Source organism: Ramlibacter humi, from assembly GCF_004681975.1.
In the GTDB taxonomy this organism is placed as follows: Bacteria; Pseudomonadota; Gammaproteobacteria; order Burkholderiales; family Burkholderiaceae_C; genus Ramlibacter; species Ramlibacter humi.
On record NZ_SMLK01000003.1, the window covers coordinates 184250 to 203711 of the forward strand.

Sequence of the window (19462 nt, forward strand, 5' to 3'; positions counted from 1 at the left end):
ATGCGACCATGAAATCCCGCAGCCCTTCCTTCCGGGCTACCGTGCTCGCCGCCACCGTGCTCACGCTCTGCGCCGGCACGGCGTTCGCGCAACTGGCGGTGAACCGCACCGCCCCTGCACGCAGTGCGACCTCGCCCGCACGGGCTCCGCTGACCAGCGGCACGTCCGGCGGCGTCACCACGACAACCACGACCACCACCGGCGCGAGCACCATCGGCGAACTGGGCGGCACCTCCACGTTGCCCGCTGGCTCGCCTTCACCCTCGGGCCTGGCCTCGCCTTCCGCTTTCCCCAACGGGCTTCCCTCGCCGCTGCCCTTCCCCGCCGGCATCCCTTCGACGTCGATCGCCGCCCCCGGCACGTCCGCCGCCGCGACGGGTCCGACCACCACCACCGTCGCACCCAGCACCGCCGGCACGAGCACCGCCGGTGGCGTGGCCAGCAGCACGCGCGGCGTGGTGCAGGTGCCAGGCGCCACGGCGGCGCCCGCCACCAGTGCGGCCGATGCCGGCGCGGCGGGTGCGGCCGGCAACGCGGCTTTCGTGCTCGACCCCAACGGCCCCGCGACCGCGGCCGGTGCGGTGGCGCCATCCGCCGGCGCGGTCGCTCCCATCACGGGCACCCTGCCGTCCACCGGTGCCACCGCGGTCGGCACCGTCGGCCCGCCCGGCAGCTTGAGCAACGGCACGCCCTCGGTGGCCGCCAATGTCGCCGGCCCGATCGGCCCGCTCACCGCGCTGCAGATCGCGCAGATGTTCGCCGTGGCCGACCTGAACCACGACGGCCTGCTCACGCGCGCGGAGGCGCTGCGCCTGCCGCTGGTGACGATGAGCTTCGACGACATGGACACCAACCGCGACGGCGTGGTGTCCCGCTCGGAATACGAGGCCAGCCTGCGGTGATGCGGTGATCCCGGGGGCTCGCCTCGGGTGACGGCACGGGGCGCGCGGCGTACACTGGCCGGTCGCCAGGAGACCCCATGAACGCGCCCACCGCCCTCTCGCACCTCGTTCCTGAATTCCACCCGCGCGCGGTGCCGCAGGCGCTGCTCGACGCATTGGCGGCTCGCTTCGGCGCCCGGTGCTCCACCGCGATGGCGGTGCGCGAACAGCATGGCCGCGACGAGTCTTCGTTCGAGGTGCCGCCGCCCGCCGCGGTGGTGTTCGCCGAGAGCACGCAAGACGTGGCCGACGCGGTGGCGCTGGCGGCGAAACACGACGTGCCGGTCATCCCGTTCGGCGTCGGCTCCTCGCTGGAAGGCCACCTGCTGGCGGTGCAAGGCGGCATCAGCATCGACGTCAGCCGCATGAACAAGGTGCTGTCCGTCAACGCGGACGACCTGACGGTCACGGTGCAGGCCGGCGTGCTGCGCAAGCAGCTGAACGAAGAGGTGAAGAGCACGGGCCTGTTCTTCCCCATCGACCCCGGCGCCGACGCCAGCATCGGCGGCATGACGGCCACCCGCGCCTCGGGCACGAACGCCGTGCGCTACGGCACCATGCGCGAGAACGTGCTGGCGCTGGAGGTGGTCACGGCCAGCGGTGAAGTCATTCGCACCGGCACGCGCGCGAAGAAGTCGTCCGCCGGCTACGACCTCACGCGCCTGATGGTGGGCAGCGAAGGCACGCTGGGCATCGTCACCGAGATCACGCTGCGCCTGTACCCCATCCCCGAAGCCATCTCGGCGGCCATCTGCTCGTTCCCCAGCATCGAAGCCGCGGTGCGAACGGTCATCCAGGTCATCCAGCTGGGCGTGCCGATCGCGCGCGTGGAGCTGATCGACGTCAACACGGTACGCATGGTCAACGCGCACAGCAAGCTGGGCCTGCGCGAAGAGCCCATGCTGCTGATGGAGTTCCACGGCTCGCCCAGCGGCGTGAAGGAACAGGCCGAGGTGGTGCAGGAGATCGCGGCCGAATTCGGCGGCAACGCGTTCGAGTGGGCCACCACCCCGGAAGAGCGCACGCGCCTGTGGACCGCGCGGCACAACGCCTACTTCGCGGCCATCCAGTCGCGCCCCGGCTGCCGCGCCATCAGCACCGACACCTGCGTGCCGATCTCCCGCCTGGCCGACTGCCTGCTGGATTCGGTGGCCGAAGCCGACGAGAGCAAGCTGCCCTACTTCCTGGTCGGCCACGTGGGCGACGGCAACTTCCACTTCGGCTACCTGCTCGATCCCAACGACCCGAAGGAACGCGAGGTCGCCGAGGAGCTGAACCACAAGCTGGTGGCGCGCGCCCTGAGCCTGGGCGGCACCTGCACCGGCGAGCACGGCGTGGGCCTGCACAAGATGGGCTTCCTGGTCGACGAAGCCGGCGCGGGCGCGGTGGACATGATGCGCACGATCAAGCGCGCGCTCGACCCGAAGAACATCCTCAACCCCGGCAAGATCTTCTCGCTTTGAATGCCGGCCGCTCGCGGCCGGCACTCCGTTCGCGCGGAATAACATGCAGCGCGGACACCTCATGAAGAAGGCCGGGCTTTGCCCGGCCTTCTTCATCTGATCAGGGCACCGGCGAAACGCGTAGCGTTTTGCCGGTGAATAGTTACTGCTTGCGCATCATGATCGCTTTGACCCAGCCCGATCCCTTGGGCGTCGCGACCTTCATGAAGCCGTCCTGCTCCTGGCCCTCGGCGATCACTTCGTCGGTCTTGGACAGCGTCATCGCCAGCCCGGCGCTCTCGTTGGCGTCGCGGTACACCTTCACGCCCGCGATCTTCGCGAGGTAGACGTCGCCCGCCACCGCGGCGCCGGCCTTCACGCTGTGTGCGGCATTGGCTTGCGACGCGGGACCGGCCTTGGCCTGGATCAGCGACGGGTTGTTGCGGATGTTCAGCACGATCTTGTTCCAGTTGTCCAGGAACGAGGCCGCCACGATCTTGCCTTCGGCGGTGTTGGTGTAGCCGCCCAGCGCCGCGCCCGCCCCACCGCCGATCAGCGCGCCGCCGATGTTGAAGTCGGTCTTCTGGGCGCTGCCTTCGGCCGCGGCCACCTGGATGCCCGAGCGCGTGTCGGCCATGGTCATGGACGTCTGCGCCTCCTTGAACTTCAGGCCGCCTGCAATGGCGCCCAACACGCGGCCGCCGCCGCCGCCGAACCCGCCCAGCAGGCCGCCGATGCCGCCGCCCACGCCGCCCGCGTTGTTGTTGGAGAAGACGACGCTGGGCGTGACCACGAAGTCGGCCGCCACCAGCTGGCCCTGGCCGACGTTCGCGCCGGCCTGCAGCTGGCCGCCTGCGGCGAGCGCGCGTTCCTGCATGACGTTCTGGAAAGCCGCGCCGCGCTCGACGATCTGGAAGCAGTTGGACTGCTGGATGATCAGCCGGATCATGCTGGTGGGCGAACCCAGCCCCATGGTCTGCAGCGACTGCAGCACCGCGTCCTGCGGCTCCACCACGGCGAGCGTGCCCTTGGGCGCGTCGCACTTTTCCACCTTCTGCGCGTCACCGGCGGGGCCGCTGGCGCCGCCCAGCGTCTGGGCTTGCACGAAGGGGGACAGCACGGCCAGCACGCCGGCGCCAAGCAGGAAGCGGGTACGCATCTTCAGGACTCCTGGGAACGAGCACCCAGCTCATGGGTGCGGTAACGAGACGAATCCCGCGATTGTGCCCAGCAGCCGCCCGTCCGCCTGCTGGTTATTTCACGGATTCAGCCCCGCAGACGATCGATCAAGCCGTTCAACTCGTCCAGCGAGCCGAACTGGATGGCCAGCTCGCCCATCTCCTCGGTGCGGCCCGCGCGCTTCACGCGCTTCTTCACCCGCACTTCGACCTCCGCGGTGAGCAGGTCCGACAGCTCCTCCTCCACCCGCCGCAGGTCGCGCGACTTTTCCTTCTTCGGCTTGGGCGACACCAGGGTGAACTCGGCGCCGATCCTCTTGACCAGCGATTCGGCTTCGCGCACCGACAGCTTCTTCGCGGTGATCTGGTTGGCCGCCGTGATCTGCGCCGCGCGCTCCAGCGCGAGCAGCGCACGAGCGTGGCCCATGTCCAGGTCGCCGGCCATCAGCATGGTCTGCACCGGATCGGCCAGGTTCAACAGGCGCAGCAGGTTGGACGCCGCGCTGCGCGAGCGGCCCACCGCTTGCGCAGCCTGCTCGTGCGTCAGCCCGAAGTCGCGGATCAGGCGCTGCAGGCCCTGCGCTTCTTCCAGCGGGTTGAGATCCTCGCGCTGGATGTTCTCGATCAGCGCCATCGCGGCGGCGGCCTCGTTGGGCACGTCGCGCACCAGCACCGGCACGCTGTCCAGGCCCGCGAGCTTCGCGGCGCGGAAGCGGCGCTCGCCCGCGATGATTTCGAACTTGCCCGTGTCGGGCCCGTCCGCCAGCTTGCGCACCAGGATCGGCTGCATGATGCCCTGCGCCTTGATGCTCTCGGCCAGCTCGTACAGCGCGCCTTCGTCCATGCGCGTGCGCGGCTGGTACATGCCGGGCACCATGTCGGACAGGTGCAGCGAAGCGGGTTGACCCGCGTTCGCGCCCGGCTTGTCGGCGGCCGCGCCCTCGGCCGCGGTCGGCCCCAGCAGCGCTTCCAGCCCGCGGCCCAGGCCCTTGGGTTTCTTGGTCACCATCGTCTTCTCGTTCCTAAAGTGTCATCAGGTCCTGCAGCAGCACATGGCCTTCCGGCCAGCTGGCGAGGCCCGAGTCGGCATTGATGTGGCCGGCGTCGCGGTAGTCCATGAAGCGGCTGCCCCACGCATGCGCGAACAGCCGCGAGCGCTCCTGCGCGCAGTACGGGTCGTTGCGCGCCGCGACCAGCACGCTGGGAAAAGGCAGCCGCTGCAAAGGCACCGGCCACCAGGTGCGCAGCGGCTCGCGCAGTTCTTCGCGTTCCGGGTCGCCCGGGGCGATGAGCAGCGCCGCCTTCACCCGCTGCGGGTTGCGCGTGACCGAAGCCCACGCCGCGGTGAGCATGCAGCCCAGGCTGTGCGCCACCAGCACCGCGGGCTCGTCGCGCGTGAGCAGCACTTCTTCCAGGCGCGTGACCCAGTCGCCGCGCAGCGGCCGCATCCAGTCGTGCTGCTCCACGCGCACGTAGCCATGCCGCTGCTCCCACAGCGACTGCCAGTGCTGCGGGCCGCTGTTCTGCCATCCAGGCAGCAGCAGGACGTTGGAGGGCTTCATTGCTCCTGATCCGATAGCTGAAAAGCTAGATGTGGCGCGGCCTGGCACCACATCACATCTTGCGGATGCGCTCCACCATCTCGCCGGCGAATTCGACGAAAGCCTGGCTGCCGCGGGCCGCGGGATCGAACACCACGCCGGGCAGGCCGTAGCTGGGGGCTTCGGCCAGGCGCACGTTGCGCGGGATGACGGTGTCGAACACCTTGTCCTTGAAGTGGTCCTTGAGCTGCTCGCTCACCTGCTGCTGCAGCGTGATGCGCGGGTCGTACATCACGCGCAGCAGGCCGATGATCTGCAGGTCCTTGTTCAGGTTGGCGTGCACCTGCTTGATGGTGTTCACCAGGTCCGTCAGGCCTTCCAGCGCGAAGTACTCGCACTGCATCGGCACGATGACGCCGTGGGCGGAGCAAAGGCCGTTGAGCGTCAGCATGGACAGCGACGGCGGGCAGTCGATCAGGACGAAGTCGTAGTCCTGCGAGACTTTCCCCAGCGCTTCGCGCAGGCGCCGCTCGCGGCGGTCCACGCCCACGAGCTCCACTTCGGCACCGGCCAGGTCACGGTTGGCGCCCAGCACGTCGTAGCCGCACTTGTCGCTGCGCACGCGCGCTTCGGCCACGCCGGCGGATTCGAGCAGCACGTCGTAGACGGTCAGTTCCAGCTTGCGCTTGTCGATGCCCGACCCCATGGTGGCATTGCCTTGGGGGTCGAGATCCACCATCAGCACGCGCTGGCCAATCTTGGCCAGGCCGGCGGCCAGGTTGACGGTGGTGGTGGTCTTGCCGACGCCGCCCTTCTGGTTGGCGACGCAAAAGATGCGGGCCATGCGGTTACCGGGAGACGGCCAGCTTGACGCCGAAGCCGATCAGGAAAACACCGGCCACCTTCTCCAGCACCCGGCCGATCAGCGGGTTGGCCTTCAGGCGGGCGGCGAGGAAGTGCGTGAGCAGCACGGCGGCCAGGCCGTACAGGAAGGTGAGCGTGGCGATGGTCAGCGCCATCACGCCGAAGGTGGCCATGCCCTGGTGCTGCTTGGGATCGATGAACAGCGGGAAGAAGGCCATGTAGAAGACGATGGCCTTGGGGTTCAGCAGCGTGATGAAGGCGGCCTGCCGGAAGTACTGGCGCGGCTGGATGTTCAGCACCGGCGCCGCGCCGGGCTTGGCCATCAGCATCTTGAAGCCCAGCCACGCCAGGTAGGCGGCGCCCGCCCACTGCACGGCATGGAATGCAGCCGGGTACGCGATCAGCAGCGCGGCCACGCCGGCGACTGCGGCCCACATCAGCACCTGGTCGCCGGCGATGATGCCGAGCGTGGCGGCCAGTCCCGCCCGGATGCCGCCCTTGCCGGTGGAGGAAATCAGCGCCAGGTTGCCCGGTCCGGGGATGGCCAGGAACACGATGATGGCGGCGACGAAGGCGCCGTAGTCCGCTACGCCGAACATGAATCCCCCCGGTAAGGCTGTGCTGTGGAGGGCCGAGTGTAAGTCAGGCCCCTGCGGCGGCTTGGCGCATCCAGACGATGCAGCGTTCAGCCCCCAGTCCCGGCACCCGCAAAGGCTCGATTTCGACCACGGCCACATCGCCCGGAAGCGACGCCAGCTCGGCGTCCGGGTGCTTGCCCTTCATCGCCATCCACAGCCCTTGCGCCTCCAATGTTTCACGTGAAACAGCGACGAAATCCGCCAACGTGGCGAAGGCGCGAGAGGTGATGACCTCGTACTGCCCGGCCAGCTTTTCCGCCCGGTCGTGCACGCCACGCAGGTTGGGAAGCTGCAGCTGCACGGCCGCTTGCTGGATGAAAGCCGCCTTCTTGCCGACGGTATCCACGCAGTCAACCTGGAGTTGCGGGCAGCAGATGGCGATGACGACGCCCGGCAACCCGCCCCCGGAACCGACGTCCAGCACCCGGGCGGCCGCCCCACCCGTCCGCCGTCGCAACGGCTCGATCACCGCCAGGCTGTCCAGCAGGTGATGCGTCAGCATCTCGGCCGGGTCACGCACGGCGGTCAGGTTGTAGACCTTGTTCCACTTGGCCAGCAGGTCCAGGTAGGCCAGCAGTTGCTGCTGCCGCGCTTCATCCAACCCCAAGCCGAGCTCACGCAGCCCAGCGGCCAAACCTACGGCCAGGCTCATGCGGCCTGCTTGGCCTGGTTGGCGGCTTCGGCGAAACCCTGGAACTTGTGCTTTTTCAGGTGCACCAGCAGAAGGGAGATCGCCGCCGGGGTGACGCCCGAGATGCGGGACGCCATGCCCAGCGTTTCCGGCCGGTGCTTGCTCAGCTTCTGGCGCACCTCGATCGACAGCGCCGCCACCTGCATGTAGTCCAGCTCGGCCGGCAGCCGCAGGCCCTCGTAGTTGGCAGCCCGCTCCACCTCGTCCTTTTGCCGTTCAATGTAGCCGGCGTACTTGGCGCCAATCTCCAGCTGCTCGACCACGGGGCCGTAGAGCTCGCCGAGTGTTTCACGTGAAACAGCCGGGCTGGCGTGCTTGCCACCTTCCAGGGTCAACAGCTGCTCGTAGCCGATGCCCGGCCGGCGCAGCAGGTCGAACAGGTTGTGCTCGTGCTCGATGGACTTGCCGAGCACCCGCTCAGACTCTTCCGCGGGCAGGCTGCGGGGGTTCACCCAGACCGATCGCAGCCGCTGTGTTTCACGTGAAACAGCGTCGCGCTTGCGGTTGAACGCGTCCCAGCGGTCGTCCGGCACCAGCCCCAGCTGGCGCCCCGCTTCGGTCAGGCGCATGTCCGCGTTGTCTTCCCGCAGCTGCAGCCGGAACTCCGCCCGGCTGGTGAACATGCGGTACGGCTCGGTCACGCCCTTGGTGATCAGGTCGTCCACCAGTACGCCCAGGTACGCCTCATCCCGGCGGGGCAGCCAAGCCTCGCGGCCTTGGCATTGAAGGGCGGCGTTGATGCCGGCGAACAGGCCTTGGGCGGCGGCCTCCTCATACCCGGTCGTCCCGTTGATCTGGCCGGCGAAGAACAGGCCGCCGATCTGGCGCGTTTCGAAGCTGGCCTTGAGCGAACGCGGATCGAAGTAGTCGTATTCGATGGCGTAGCCCGGTCTCAGAATGTGCGCCTTCTCAAGTCCCGGCAGCGTTCGCACCAGCGCGTACTGGATGTCGAACGGCAGGCTGGTCGAAATGCCGTTGGGGTAGATCTCGTGGGTGGTCAGCCCTTCCGGTTCCAGGAAGATCTGGTGGCTGTCCTTGTCCGCGAACCGGTTGATCTTGTCTTCCACGCTCGGGCAGTACCGCGGGCCCACGCCCTCGATCTTCCCGGTGAACATCGGGCTGCGGTCGAAGCCCGAACGGATGATGTCGTGCGTGCGCTCGTTGGTGTGGGTGATCCAGCACGGCACCTGGCGCGGATGCATGTCCGCGCGGCCCATGAAGCTGAATACCGGCACCGGGTCCAGGTCGCCCGGCTGCTCTTCCGTCCTGGAGAAATCGATGGTCCGGCCGTCGATGCGCGGCGGGGTGCCCGTCTTCAGGCGGCCCTGCGGCAGCTTCAGCTCTTTCAGCCGCGCCGAAAGCGACACGGCCGGCGGATCGCCCGCGCGGCCCCCCGCGTAGTTGTTCAGCCCGACGTGGATCTTGCCGTCGAGGAAGGTGCCGGCCGTCAGCACGACGGTGCGCGAGCGGAACCGGATGCCGACCTGCGTGACGGCGCCCACCACGCGGTCGCCCTCCACCATCAGGTCATCGACGGCCTGCTGGAACAGCGTGAGGTTGGGCTGGTTCTCCAGGCGCTGGCGGATCGCCGCCTTGTAGAGGATGCGGTCGGCTTGGGCCCGGGTGGCGCGAACCGCCGGCCCCTTGGAGCTGTTGAGGATGCGGAACTGGATGCCTGCCTCGTCGGTGGCGATAGCCATCGCGCCGCCCAGCGCATCCACTTCGCGCACGAGATGGCCCTTGCCGATGCCGCCGATGGACGGGTTGCAGCTCATCTGGCCCAGCGTCTCGATGTTGTGGGTCAGCAGCAGCGTCTTGCAGCCCATGCGCGCGGCGGCCAGGGCGGCTTCGGTGCCGGCATGGCCGCCACCGACGACGATCACGTCGAATTCTTCGGGATAGAGCATGAGGGGAGCGCCTTTTGCCGGGCGCGGGCGGTCGTGGACCTGCGAGCCCGGCATTTTACGTTCCGGTTGCATTCCCTTGCCAGCAAGCGCTCACTGGCTTCGGGTGGTGCAAGGCCGATGTGTTGCAATCGCGGGATGTCCCTCGCCTGCCGGCCGGGTTGCGGCGCCTGCTGCATCGCGCCGTCCATCACCTCGCCGATCCCCGGCATGCCGAACGGCAAGCCGTCGGGCGTGCGATGCGTGCAGCTCGACGACCAAAACCGCTGCCGCATTTTTGGGCAACCCGAGCGCCCGGCTTTCTGCGGCGGCCTGCAGCCGCAGGCAGAGATGTGCGGCGGCTCGCGCGAGCATGCGCTGCAGTGGCTGGCGACGCTCGAGCGGCTCACGGCCTGAGGTTTTCCCGCGCCTGTCATTTGGCAGACAGCGCGCGCCGCACGAACGGACAGAATGATCGTCCTGCCGCATGCCGCGGCGAGCGACCACAAGGAGACGCCCATGAACATCGCATCCCTGCGCGAAGTCGTCAGCGCCGAGGAATGGCAACTGCGGGTGGACCTCGCGGCCGCGTACCGCCTGGTGGCGGCCTACGGCTGGAGCGACCTGGTCTTCACCCACATCAGCGCCCGCATCCCCGGTCCCGAGCACCACTTCCTGATCAACCCCTACGGGTTGATGTTCGACGAGATCACCGCGTCGTCGCTGGTGAAAGTGGACCAGCACTGCAGCAAGATCATCGACTCGCCCTTCCCGGTCAACCCGGCGGGCTTCGTCATCCACAGCTGCATCCACGATGCGCGCCACGACGTCGGCTGCGTGCTGCACACGCACAGCCGCGCCGGCGTTGCCGTGAGCGCGCAGAAGTGCGGCGTGCTGCCCATCAGCCAGCAAAGCACCTTCGTGCTGGCGTCCCTCGGCTACCACGACTACGAAGGCGTGGCGCTGCGCGACGACGAGAAGCCGCGCCTGGTCGCGGACCTGGGCGAGAAGAACTTCCTCGTGCTGCGCAACCACGGGCTGCTCACCGTGGGCAAGTCGGTGCCCGACGCTTTCCTCGGCATGTACACGTTCGAGAACACCTGCCGCATCCAGATCGACGCACAGGCGGGCGACGAGCTGGTGCAGGTGAACCCGAAAATCTTGGAGGGCATGGCGCAGGTGATGAAGACCGTCACCGCCGGCCAGGGCGCGAACATCGCGTGGCCCGCGCTGCTGCGCAAGCTGGATCGCGAAGACCCCTCCTACAAAACCTGAGCCGGCGCCGCCGGCACGGGCGGCACGGGCGGGGCCACGGGCAGGCGCGCATCGTGCTCCAGCACGTGCACCTGCTTGTTCGTCATCGCGACGTTGCCGAAGATGGTGCTGAAAGCCACGTCCTTCGCGTCGCGCCCTGTGCCGATGCGCACCAACCGGTCCACCGGCGCCATGCCGGTGGCGTCGAACATCACCCAGTACCCGTCCAGCCAGGCCTCAAACACGGCGTGGAAGTCCTGCGGCGGCTCGTCGAACCACACGTAGCCCGCCACCAGCCGCGCCGGGATGTTGAGTGACCGGCACAGCGTGATGCCGACGTGCGCGAAATCGCGGCACACGCCCGCGCGCTGCGACAGCACGTCGTGCGCGGTGGATGTCGGCCCCGTGCTGCCCGGCCTGTAGTCGATGTTGCGGTTCACCCAGTCCACCACGTGCCGCACGCGCGCGATGCCCGGCGGCACCCGGCCGAACTGCTCGCGCGCCCACGCGCCCACCACGTCCGATTCGCAATAGCGCGTGGGCAGCAGGCAATGGAGGATGTCGTCGGGCACCTGGCTCACGGGCACCTCGGGCAGGTGCTCGTCCACCGGCTCGGTGTGCACTTCCACGTCGGCCTTGTAGCGGACCTCCAGCGGCCCGGGCGGCGCGTCGAAGCGGAAGAAGCGGTTGCCGCTGCCGGGGTCCTCGAACGTGCGCAGCGGCACCGGCGGGAACACCGACAAGTTCTCACCCACGATGTCCTGCGTGGGCCAGATCGCGGCCTCGATGTTGAAGCAGAAATGCGAAGGCTGGCGCACGTCGTACGCCAGCACGGTCTCGACGGTCGACAGGTGCATGGAAGGTTCGCGCGGCGCTTTGCCGGGCTCATCCATGGTCGCCGGCGAAACCTTCGGCATCCATCAGCCAGCGGCGCGGGCCGCTGTAGGAACGCTACTTGCCGAACAGGCCCTTGAGGCTGCCCAGGCCCTTGCCGACCTTCTCGCCCACCGACGAAGCGACGCCCGAGCCCGGCAGCGACACGCCCGTCGGCGTGACCGAGGGCGAGTCCAGCGTGCCCGCCACCTGCAGCGGCACGCCCGCCAGCTGCCCGATCGGCCCGGCGGTCAGCGAAGCCTGCACCTTGCCGGCCAGGCTCTTGTCGGCGTTCAGCGTGACGTTGCCCGTGGCGGACAGCAGGCCCGAGCTGGCCACCAGGTTGGTGAGGTGCACGACGCGGCCCTGCGTCGTGACATTGCCGGCCAGCGTGTCCAGCGCCGTCTCGCCGCTGCGGCTGGCACCCAGCGTGCGCACCGCCTGCGCCAGGTCGATGCCGTGCAGCACCGCGTTGCGCACGGTGAACTTCGTCTGCGTGTGCATGGCATCGGCCAGCGCGCCGGGCTCCTTGAAGTCGGATTGCAGCGTGGTGTTCGCGTCCACGCGGCCGGTGAGCGCGCGGCTGGGCGCAGTGAGCGCGGAGACCTCCACGCCCTTGGTGGCGAGCTCGCCCGCCAGGCGCCACTGGCCGTTCTTCTGCTGCTGCAGGCGCAGCGGGCCGGTCACCGTGCCGCCGCCGATCTCGCTGCGCAGCTGCCACGCGTCGGCCGTGCGCTCCAGCCGCGCCTTGGCGCCCTTGAAGCGGCCGTCCACCACGTCCACCCTGGCGGACTGCGGCAGCAGCTCGCCTTCGAAGTCCACGTCGGCATCGACGGTCAGCTTCTGGTTCTTCTCGTCGACCCAGGTCACGCGGTCCAGGACGATGCGCCGCGGCAGTGTGGGCGCGGCGGACGATTCCTTGGGGGGCGACGAGGCCGCACCGGCCGGCTTGCCCGCGGCATCCTGCTTTTGCAGGCGTGTCATCAGCGCCACAATGCCCTGCTGCGGCAGCACCGCGTTGCGCACGACCAGCGAGCCCAGCTCCGGCTTGCCCGCCAGCAGCGAGGTCCAGACGGGCCGCGCCTCCACCCTTTCCAGCGTCAGCGGCGGCTGCGTCTGCACCCGCGCGTCGTAGACCGCCACGGAAGGCGCCGGGAACACGGCGATCTCGATGCGTCCCAGCTGCAGCGGCACGCCCAGCGCCGCGGCCGCCTGCTGCTGCGCCCGCTGCCGGAAATCGTCGCTGGACGCCCAGCGCGAAAGCGCGAACACCGCCGCCGCCAGCAGCACCACCACCGCGGCCACGGCCGCGAGCACCCATTTCATCCACTTGCGCATGAGCCCGATTCTCGCGCCTGCAGGAAATTTGCGGCACGGCTAGCATCCGGGTCCTCATCCCGAGGAAGACAAACCCACCCATGAAGCTCTACTACTCCCCCGGCGCCTGTTCCCTGTCGCCCCACATCGTCCTGCGTGAAGCGGGCCTGGCCTTCGAGCTGGTGCTGGCCAGCACCAAGACGCACAAGCTGCAGGACGGCACGGACTACTACGGCATCAACCCGCTGGGCTACGTGCCGATGCTGGAGCTGGACGACGGCACCCGCCTGCGCGAAGGCCCGGCCATCGTGCAGTACGTCGCCGACCAGGTGCCGACCAAGAACCTGGCGCCGGCCAACGGCACGCTGCCGCGCTACCGCCTGCAGGAGTGGCTGACCTTCATCGGCACCGAGATCCACAAGTCGTTCTCGCCGCTGTTCAACCCGGCCATGCCCGAGGAAGGCAAGCAGATCTACCGCGATCGCCTGGCCAGCCGCATCGAGTGGGTGGACGGCCAGCTCGCCGGCAAGGACTACCTGATGGGCGACCACTTCAGCGTGGCCGACGCCTACCTGTTCGTGGTCACCAACTGGGCCAAGCCGATGAACATCGACCTGTCGGCGCGCAAGAACCTGATGGCCTGGCGCGAACGCATGTCCGCCCGCCCGGCGGTGCAGGAAGCGCTGAAGGCCGAGGGCCTGGCGAAATAAGTCATTGGGACAGCGGCCGCTGGCGCCAAGCCAGCGCCGCCCCCACCCACAGGGCGGCCGCGGAGAACACCAGCCCGCGCGCCAGCCCGCCCTGCCCGTCCGCGATCCAGCCCACCACCGTGGGCCCCACGATCTGCCCGAACGCGAAGACCGTGGTGAACGCGCTGATGCCGGCGGCCCACTGCGACGGCGGCACGTTGTGGCGCACGATGGCGGTGGTGGACGCCACCACGGACAGGAACACCGCGCCGAACACCAGGCCCGAAACCAGCACCAGCGGCCATGAAGCGGTGAGCGCGGGCACGATGGTCGCGCACCCCAGCAAGCCGTTCAGCAACGCCTGCGGCTCCCCGCCGCGATAGCGGTCCAGCAGCCCGGCCCAGATGCGCGACGAAGCGATCACCGCCAATCCCAGCAGCGCGTAGAACAAGGTGATGCGGCCCGCGCCGACGCCCTGCTCGCGCAGCAGCGCGATCACGAACGTCATGTAGCCGATGTACCCGACGCCGAACAGCGCGTAGCCGCCGAGCGTGGGCGCGAAGTCGCGGACGCGGAAGTGCTGCGGCTGCGAGGCACCCGTCGTGCCCGGCAGCTCGCCATCGCCCAGCACGCGCGCGGGCCAGGCCAGCACGGCCGTCGCGGCGATGCACGCCAGCGACAGCGCCCACCAGGCCCACGCCCAGCCGTGCGGCACACCGTGGGCCGCATCCAGCACTACGGGCACCAGCACGGCCGACAAGGTGATGCCCAGGCCCGTGCCGCCGTAGTACAGGCCCAGCAGCAATCCGCTGCGCTTGGGCTGCATCGCACCCAGCCGCGCCGCGAGCAGGCCGCCCGAGATGAAAAGGAAGGCGCTGGCGACACCTGCCAACGTGCGCTGCAGCAACAGCGGCGCCGGCGCGGTGAAGAAGCCCGACAGCCCCATGAACACACTGGCAAGAAGCGCGCCACCGAGCAGCAGGCGTGGCGGGCCGAACCGCCGCATCAGCCGAGGCGTCAGCAGCGCCCCGATGAGGTAACCCAGCGCATTGGCCGTGTTCATCGCCCCGGCCAGCGTGTACGACCACTGCAGGTCCGAACGCATCGGTGGCAACAGCAGTCCGTACGCGAATCTCGTGATGCCCAGCGAGACTACCGCACCCAGCGACAAGGCCAGCGCCAGGCGCAGGAATGGCTGGGGTGCGGTGTCGGCCACGGAGCCGGATTGTCGGGCAAACATGAAACCGCATCGTCTTGCAGGGCACAGGACATCGGTGCTTGCCTTACGCTGCACGCGTCCCCAACTGCGTCCGTCCGAGAAGAAAGCGAAGGAACATGCCCTCCCTGTTCGATCCCGTGCACGCCGGCAAGCTGGCCCTGCGCAACCGCATCGTGATGGCCCCGCTGACGCGCAACCGCGCGCCGGGTGCCGTGCCCACGCCTCTCATGGCCGAGTACTACGCGCAACGCGCCAGCGCCGGCCTGCTCGTCACCGAAGCCACCGCCGTCAGTCACCAGGGCCAGGGCTATGCCGACGTGCCCGGCCTCTACACGTCCGAAGCGCTGCAGGCCTGGAAGCGCGTCACCGACGCCGTGCATGCCAAGGGCGGCCGCATCGTCACCCAGCTGTGGCACGTGGGCCGTGTCTCGCACGATTCGCTGCAGCCCCAAGGCGGCAAGCCGGTGGCGCCGTCCGCCATCGCGGCCAAGACCAAGACCTACCTGATCAAGGACGGCGTCGGCGGCTTCGCCGACACGTCGATGCCGCGCGCGCTGGAAGCGAGCGAGATCCCCGGCATTGTCCACGCCTTCCAGGTGGCGGCGCGCGAAGCCGTGAAGACCGCCGGCTTCGACGGCGTGGAGGTGCACGGTGCCAACGGCTACCTGCTCGACCAGTTCCTGAAGCGCGGCGCCAACCAGCGCACCGACGACTACGGCGGCTCCATCGAGAACCGCGCGCGGCTGCTGCTGGAGGTGGTGCGCGCCCTCGTCGACGAAGTCGGCGGCGGCCTGGTCGGCGTGCGCCTGTCGCCGGTCACCACGGCCAACGACATCCACGACCCCGAGCCGCAGCCGCTGTTCGAGTACGTGGTGAAGCAATTGGCGCCGCTGGGCCTGGCGTACATTCACGTCATCGAAGGCGCCACCGGCGGCGCGCGCGAACTGCCCGAGCGTCCGTTCGACTACGAAGCGCTGCGCCGCGCCTACCGGCAAGCCGGCGGCAAGGGTGCGTGGATGGTGAACAACGGCTACGACCGCCAGCTGGCCGACCACGCGCTGCGCGACGGCGCGGACCTGATCGCCTTCGGCAAGCTGTACATCGCCAACCCCGACCTGGTGGAACGGCTGCGCACCGGCGCGCCGCTGAACGCGCCCGACAAGACCACCTTCTACGGAGGCGGCGCCAGGGGTTACACCGACTACCCCACGCTGGCCTGAAGCGGCGCCGGTGGCGACGCGCGCGCGCCGCCACAATAGGCGCATGCTCAGCAAGCCGCGCATCCTGGTCGTCGAGGACGAGTCGGGCATCGCCGACACGATCCAGTACGTGCTGGCCACCGACGGCTTCGCGCCCGTCTGGTGCGCCACCGCCGATCAGGCGCTGCGCGAGTTTCAGGCCCGGCCGCCCGCGCTCGCCATCCTCGACGTCGGCCTGCCCGACCTGAACGGCTTCGAGCTGTTCAAGCAATTGCAGGCGCTGCCCGGCGCCGCCGGCGTGCCCATGCTGTTCCTCACCGCCCGCAGCGACGAGATTGACCGCGTCGTCGGGCTGGAGCTGGGCGCCGACGACTACATCGCCAAGCCGTTCTCGCCGCGCGAACTGGTGGCGCGCGTGCGCGGCATCCTGCGCCGCAGCAGCCGGCCGGCGGCCAACGGCAGCGCAGCATCGGTACCGGCTGCGCCGCCGCCCGTGCCCTTCGCGCTCGACGAAGACAAGCGCCAGATCCGCTACTACGGCCGCGCGCTGGAACTCTCGCGCTACGAATACGGCGTGCTGCGCCTGCTGGTGCTCAAGCCCGGCCGCGTGTACACCCGCGACGAGCTGCTGGCCAAGGTGTGGGACGACGACAGCGACAGCTTCGACCGCACGGTGGACGCGCACGTGAAGACGCTGCGCGCCAAGCTCAAGGCCGTGGCGCCGTCCCTGGAGCCGATCCGCACCCTGCGCGGCACCGGCTACGCGCTGAGCGAGGACCTGCCGGGCGAGCCTTCGTGAACGCCAAGCGCAACCGCATCTTCATCGGCATTTTGCTGATCTACGCGATCGGCATCGCGTTCCTGCTGTACCGCGTGCTGGCCGACCTGGACCCGCGCTACCGCGAGTCGGCCGAGGAATCGCTGGTGGAAACCGCGCAGCTGATGGCCAGCCTGGTGGAACAGGACGTGCGCGACGGCGCCATCGACACCGCGCGGCTGGATCCGCTGTTCCGCTCGGTCTATGCGCGCCGCTTCGAAGCGCGCATCTTCAGCATGACCAAGGAGCGGGTGGAGCTGCGGATGTACGTCACCGACCGCGGCGGCCGCGTGCTGTACGACTCGCTGGGGCAGGTGGCCGGCGCCGACTTCTCCCAGTGGCGCGACGTGCGGCTGGCGCTGCGCGGCGAGTACGGCGCGCGAACCTCGCCCGACTTGGAGCACGAGCCCGACACCTCGGTGATGTACGTGGGCGCGCCGGTGCGCTGGCGCGACGGGATCGTGGGCGCGGTGAGCGTGGGCAAGCCGGTGCAAAGCTTCGGCCAGTTCGTGCAGGCGGCGCGGCGCAAGACGCTGTACGTCGGCCTGACGTCCGCGGTGGCGGTGCTCATGCTGGCGATCATCGTGTCGGTGTGGCTGGTGCGGCCGTTCGGGCTGATCGCCGACTACGTGCGCTACGTCCGCTCGCAGCGCAAGCTGAGCCTGCCGCGGCTGGGGCGGCGCGCGCTGGGCGTCATCGGCGCGGCGTACGAAGAGATGCGCGACGCGCTGGCGGGCCGCAACTATGTCGCCGACTACGTGCAGACGCTCACGCACGAAGTGAAGAGCCCGCTGTCGGCCATCCGCGGTGCGGCCGAACTGCTGCAGGAGCCGGGCATGCCGCCCGGGCAGCGGCAGCAGTTCCTGGACAACATCACGCGCGAAACACAGCGCATCCAGGAAACGGTGGACCGCATGATGGAGCTCACCGCGCTGGAAACGCGGCGCCGGCTCGACGCGACGCAGCTGGTGGCGATGACGCCCCTGCTCGAGGACGTGGTCGCCTCCGCCAACCCTACCGCCGCCGCGCGCGGCGTGCGCGTGAAGCTGGCCATCGGGGCCGACGCGTCGGTGGACGGCGACCCCTTCCTGCTGCGCCGCGCCTTGGGCAACCTGCTGGACAACGCCATCGACTTTTCGCCCGAAGGCGGCGAGGTGCTGGTCAGCACCCGGCTGCGGCCGCGCTCACTGGTGATCGAAGTGGCCGACCAGGGCCCGGGCATCCCGGAGTACGCGCAGGACAAGGTGTTCGAGAAGTTCTACTCCCTCGCCCGCCCGCATTCGCGCAAGAAGAGCACCGGCCTGGGCCTGCCCTTCGTGCGCGAGATCGCATCGCTGCACCATGGCCGCGTCGAACTGGTGAACGCCGGCGAAGGCGCCGGCGCCGTGGCGCGGTTGCGGCTGCCGGTGGCTTCAGGCTGAAGCCGGCGCGCCTTCCGGCCGCGCCGTGAGCGCGTACCAGTCCACCTTGCGCGTGGCGAGCATCAGCACCGAGAGCATCGCAAAGGCGAGCAACGACCCGAGCAGCAGCGCGTTGTCCTCCGACAGCAGCAGGCCATACAGGGCCGCGTAGAGCAAGCCCACATAGGCGCCCAGCGCCAGCCCGCGCCACGCGCTTCGCAACGCGCCGGCGAAGTACGCCGCCAGCAGCGCCACGCTGCCGGCCGCGGCCGCCGCGTAGGCGATGCCGAAAGCCACCTTCTCCGAGCCGGCCAGCAGCAGCAGGAAGAACAGTGCGATCGACATCCCCACCAGCCCGTACTGGATCGCATGCAGCCGCAGGCGCAGGAACAGCTCGAACATGAACGCGGCCATCAGCACCAGGCCGATGAACAGCACGCCGTAGTGGATGGCGCGGTGGGTCAGCGAATAGGGGCTCACCGGCTGGGCGAGCGCGACGTCGAACGTCTGCATGGACTCGGTCGCGGATCCCGGGTTCGTGACGTTGGCCTGCATCTGCGAACGGGCCGGCGTGACGAGCGAGGTCACTGCCCATTCTGCGCGGAAGCCGCCGCCCGTGACTTCACGATGGGCCGGCAGGAAGTCGCCGCCGAAGCTGGGATGCGGCCACGGGGACGCCATGCGCGCGCGCGTGTCCTCGCCCAGCGGCACGATAGAGAGCCTCTGCTGCCCCAGCAGGCTCAGCTTCAGTTCGAACGGGATCGGCGCGCCGCGTTGCCAGGCCTGGAGGGCGGCACCAGCCAGGGGCGCGTGCACACCACTCGCCAACACGCTGCGCTCCGAAACACCGGGTACGCGAGCCTGCAGCCGGGCCTCCTCGCCCGCCAGCCGCAAGGTGGGCAAGCCCTGGATGCCGCGCGGATCCGTCACGCCGACCGCCAGCATCGGGGCATCGGCCTCGATGACCGAGTCCTTGCGCGTGCGCGGGATCGATGCAGGGCCGGACCCGGCGAAGCCGCCGGTGAGCCTGGCGTTCCAGTTGTAGAACAGCACCGTGAAGATGCCACGGTAGCGTTCCTCCGGCGCCAGCGCGCCTTCGACGTCCAGTTTCTCCGGGAATACCAGGTGAACGCCGCTGATGCTTTGCGGCACGCGCCCCGACACCTTCCCATTCGCATCCAGCTGCGCCTCGGTCCAGCGCTCGACGTAAGGCACCACCAGCACCGGGCCGGCCAGTTGCTGGTGCCCTGCGTGCGTCTGCGCCAGCTCGCGTTCCGCCTGCACCTGTGCCACGCCACGGTCACCGACCAGGCCGCCGATCTGCGCCAGCGGCAAGCACAGCAGCACCAGCAGCAACACCAGCAGCAGTCCCTTGCCCAGCATGGACTGGCCGAATAGGTTCTTCATCTCGCTTCTCCTCGCGAAGTTGTGGAGCCGCGGATGCTCGCCGCCGTCCGCGCGCGCAGCGTGAAGCCGCGACTTCACGCGGACTTCACACAAGCCCTCCCGCGCTTCC

Annotated in this window: 19 protein-coding genes; 8 read left to right on the forward strand and 11 right to left on the reverse strand. The window is 69.3% G+C overall.

All coding sequences use genetic code 11. From position 1 onward, the window contains the following. The first annotated feature begins 8 nt into the window (after positions 1-8). Together EZ216_RS11850 and EZ216_RS11855 are read left to right on the forward strand one after the other, a co-directional pair. Positions 9-902, forward strand: coding sequence for an EF-hand domain-containing protein (locus EZ216_RS11850; protein ID WP_135249978.1), 894 nt, complete (start codon positions 9-11; stop codon positions 900-902). A gap of 77 nt (positions 903-979) precedes the next feature. Continuing rightward, complete coding sequence (locus EZ216_RS11855) at positions 980-2404, forward strand: FAD-binding oxidoreductase (RefSeq protein WP_135249979.1); 1425 nt, start codon at positions 980-982, stop codon at positions 2402-2404. A gap of 142 nt (positions 2405-2546) precedes the next feature. Here the strand turns inward: EZ216_RS11855 and EZ216_RS11860 are convergent, their stop codons facing one another. The 7 genes from EZ216_RS11860 to mnmG all read right to left on the reverse strand — a co-directional run bounded on the left by EZ216_RS11860 (position 2547) and on the right by mnmG (position 9202). Next, positions 2547-3542, reverse strand: a complete 996-nt coding sequence (locus EZ216_RS11860) for a CsgG/HfaB family protein (RefSeq protein ID WP_135249980.1) — start codon at positions 3540-3542, stop codon at positions 2547-2549. Between the two features lie 107 nt (positions 3543-3649). Continuing rightward, entirely contained in the window at positions 3650-4570 is a 921-nt protein-coding gene (locus EZ216_RS11865) for a ParB/RepB/Spo0J family partition protein (protein ID WP_135249981.1), read from the reverse strand. A gap of 13 nt (positions 4571-4583) precedes the next feature. Beyond that, entirely contained in the window at positions 4584-5123 is a 540-nt protein-coding gene (locus EZ216_RS11870; protein ID WP_135249982.1) for an RBBP9/YdeN family alpha/beta hydrolase, read from the reverse strand. A 52-nt stretch (positions 5124-5175) separates the two neighbouring features. After that, positions 5176-5946: a ParA family protein gene (locus EZ216_RS11875; RefSeq protein WP_135249983.1), complete on the reverse strand. Its 771-nt coding sequence runs from the start codon at positions 5944-5946 to the stop codon at positions 5176-5178. A 4-nt stretch (positions 5947-5950) separates the two neighbouring features. Beyond that, positions 5951-6565: a LysE family transporter gene (locus EZ216_RS11880; RefSeq protein ID WP_135249984.1), complete on the reverse strand. Its 615-nt coding sequence runs from the start codon at positions 6563-6565 to the stop codon at positions 5951-5953. Between the two features lie 43 nt (positions 6566-6608). Continuing rightward, entirely contained in the window at positions 6609-7256 is a 648-nt protein-coding gene (rsmG, locus tag EZ216_RS11885; RefSeq protein ID WP_135249985.1) for a 16S rRNA (guanine(527)-N(7))-methyltransferase RsmG, read from the reverse strand. Next, the gene (gene mnmG / locus EZ216_RS11890) at positions 7253-9202 is read right to left on the reverse strand and encodes a tRNA uridine-5-carboxymethylaminomethyl(34) synthesis enzyme MnmG (protein ID WP_135249986.1); all 1950 of its coding nucleotides are present in this window, start codon (positions 9200-9202) and stop codon (positions 7253-7255) included. The genes rsmG and mnmG overlap by 4 nt, the downstream gene beginning before the upstream one ends. Positions 9203-9319: 117 nt before the next feature. Here mnmG and EZ216_RS11895 point away from each other — a divergent pair, with 117 nt between their 5' ends. Both EZ216_RS11895 and EZ216_RS11900 read left to right on the forward strand, forming a co-directional pair. Next, entirely contained in the window at positions 9320-9595 is a 276-nt protein-coding gene (locus tag EZ216_RS11895; RefSeq protein ID WP_135250210.1) for a YkgJ family cysteine cluster protein, read from the forward strand. Positions 9596-9697: 102 nt separating this feature from the next. Beyond that, entirely contained in the window at positions 9698-10453 is a 756-nt protein-coding gene (locus tag EZ216_RS11900; protein ID WP_135249987.1) for a class II aldolase/adducin family protein, read from the forward strand. On the opposite strand, the gene EZ216_RS11905 is transcribed toward EZ216_RS11900, so the two are convergent. Both EZ216_RS11905 and EZ216_RS11910 read right to left on the reverse strand, forming a co-directional pair. Then, complete coding sequence (locus EZ216_RS11905) at positions 10441-11289, reverse strand: transglutaminase-like domain-containing protein (RefSeq protein WP_135249988.1); 849 nt, start codon at positions 11287-11289, stop codon at positions 10441-10443. The genes EZ216_RS11900 and EZ216_RS11905 overlap by 13 nt on opposite strands. Positions 11290-11383: 94 nt before the next feature. Further along, positions 11384-12643: an AsmA family protein gene (locus tag EZ216_RS11910; protein WP_135249989.1), complete on the reverse strand. Its 1260-nt coding sequence runs from the start codon at positions 12641-12643 to the stop codon at positions 11384-11386. Positions 12644-12723: 80 nt separating this feature from the next. Here EZ216_RS11910 and gstA point away from each other — a divergent pair, with 80 nt between their 5' ends. Next, positions 12724-13332: a glutathione transferase GstA gene (gstA, locus tag EZ216_RS11915; RefSeq protein ID WP_135249990.1), complete on the forward strand. Its 609-nt coding sequence runs from the start codon at positions 12724-12726 to the stop codon at positions 13330-13332. Between the two features lies 1 nt (position 13333). On the opposite strand, the gene EZ216_RS11920 is transcribed toward gstA, so the two are convergent. Continuing rightward, the gene (locus tag EZ216_RS11920; protein ID WP_239024354.1) at positions 13334-14527 is read right to left on the reverse strand and encodes a YbfB/YjiJ family MFS transporter; all 1194 of its coding nucleotides are present in this window, start codon (positions 14525-14527) and stop codon (positions 13334-13336) included. A gap of 119 nt (positions 14528-14646) precedes the next feature. Between EZ216_RS11920 and EZ216_RS11925 the strand changes: the two genes are divergently transcribed. From EZ216_RS11925 to creC, 3 genes are read left to right on the forward strand one after another with little or no spacing between them, the layout of a single operon-like run. Further along, positions 14647-15750 (forward strand): alkene reductase, encoded by a 1104-nt coding sequence (locus EZ216_RS11925; RefSeq protein WP_135249992.1) that lies wholly within the window; start codon positions 14647-14649, stop codon positions 15748-15750. A 43-nt stretch (positions 15751-15793) separates the two neighbouring features. Continuing rightward, positions 15794-16528, forward strand: a complete 735-nt coding sequence (gene creB, locus EZ216_RS11930; protein ID WP_135249993.1) for a two-component system response regulator CreB — start codon at positions 15794-15796, stop codon at positions 16526-16528. Further along, positions 16525-17967 (forward strand): two-component system sensor histidine kinase CreC, encoded by a 1443-nt coding sequence (creC, locus tag EZ216_RS11935; protein WP_135249994.1) that lies wholly within the window; start codon positions 16525-16527, stop codon positions 17965-17967. Before creB ends, creC begins: the two co-directional genes overlap by 4 nt. On the opposite strand, the gene creD is transcribed toward creC, so the two are convergent. Then, complete coding sequence (gene creD / locus EZ216_RS11940; protein ID WP_135249995.1) at positions 17959-19353, reverse strand: cell envelope integrity protein CreD; 1395 nt, start codon at positions 19351-19353, stop codon at positions 17959-17961. The genes creC and creD overlap by 9 nt on opposite strands. Between the last annotated feature and the right edge of the window lie 109 nt (positions 19354-19462).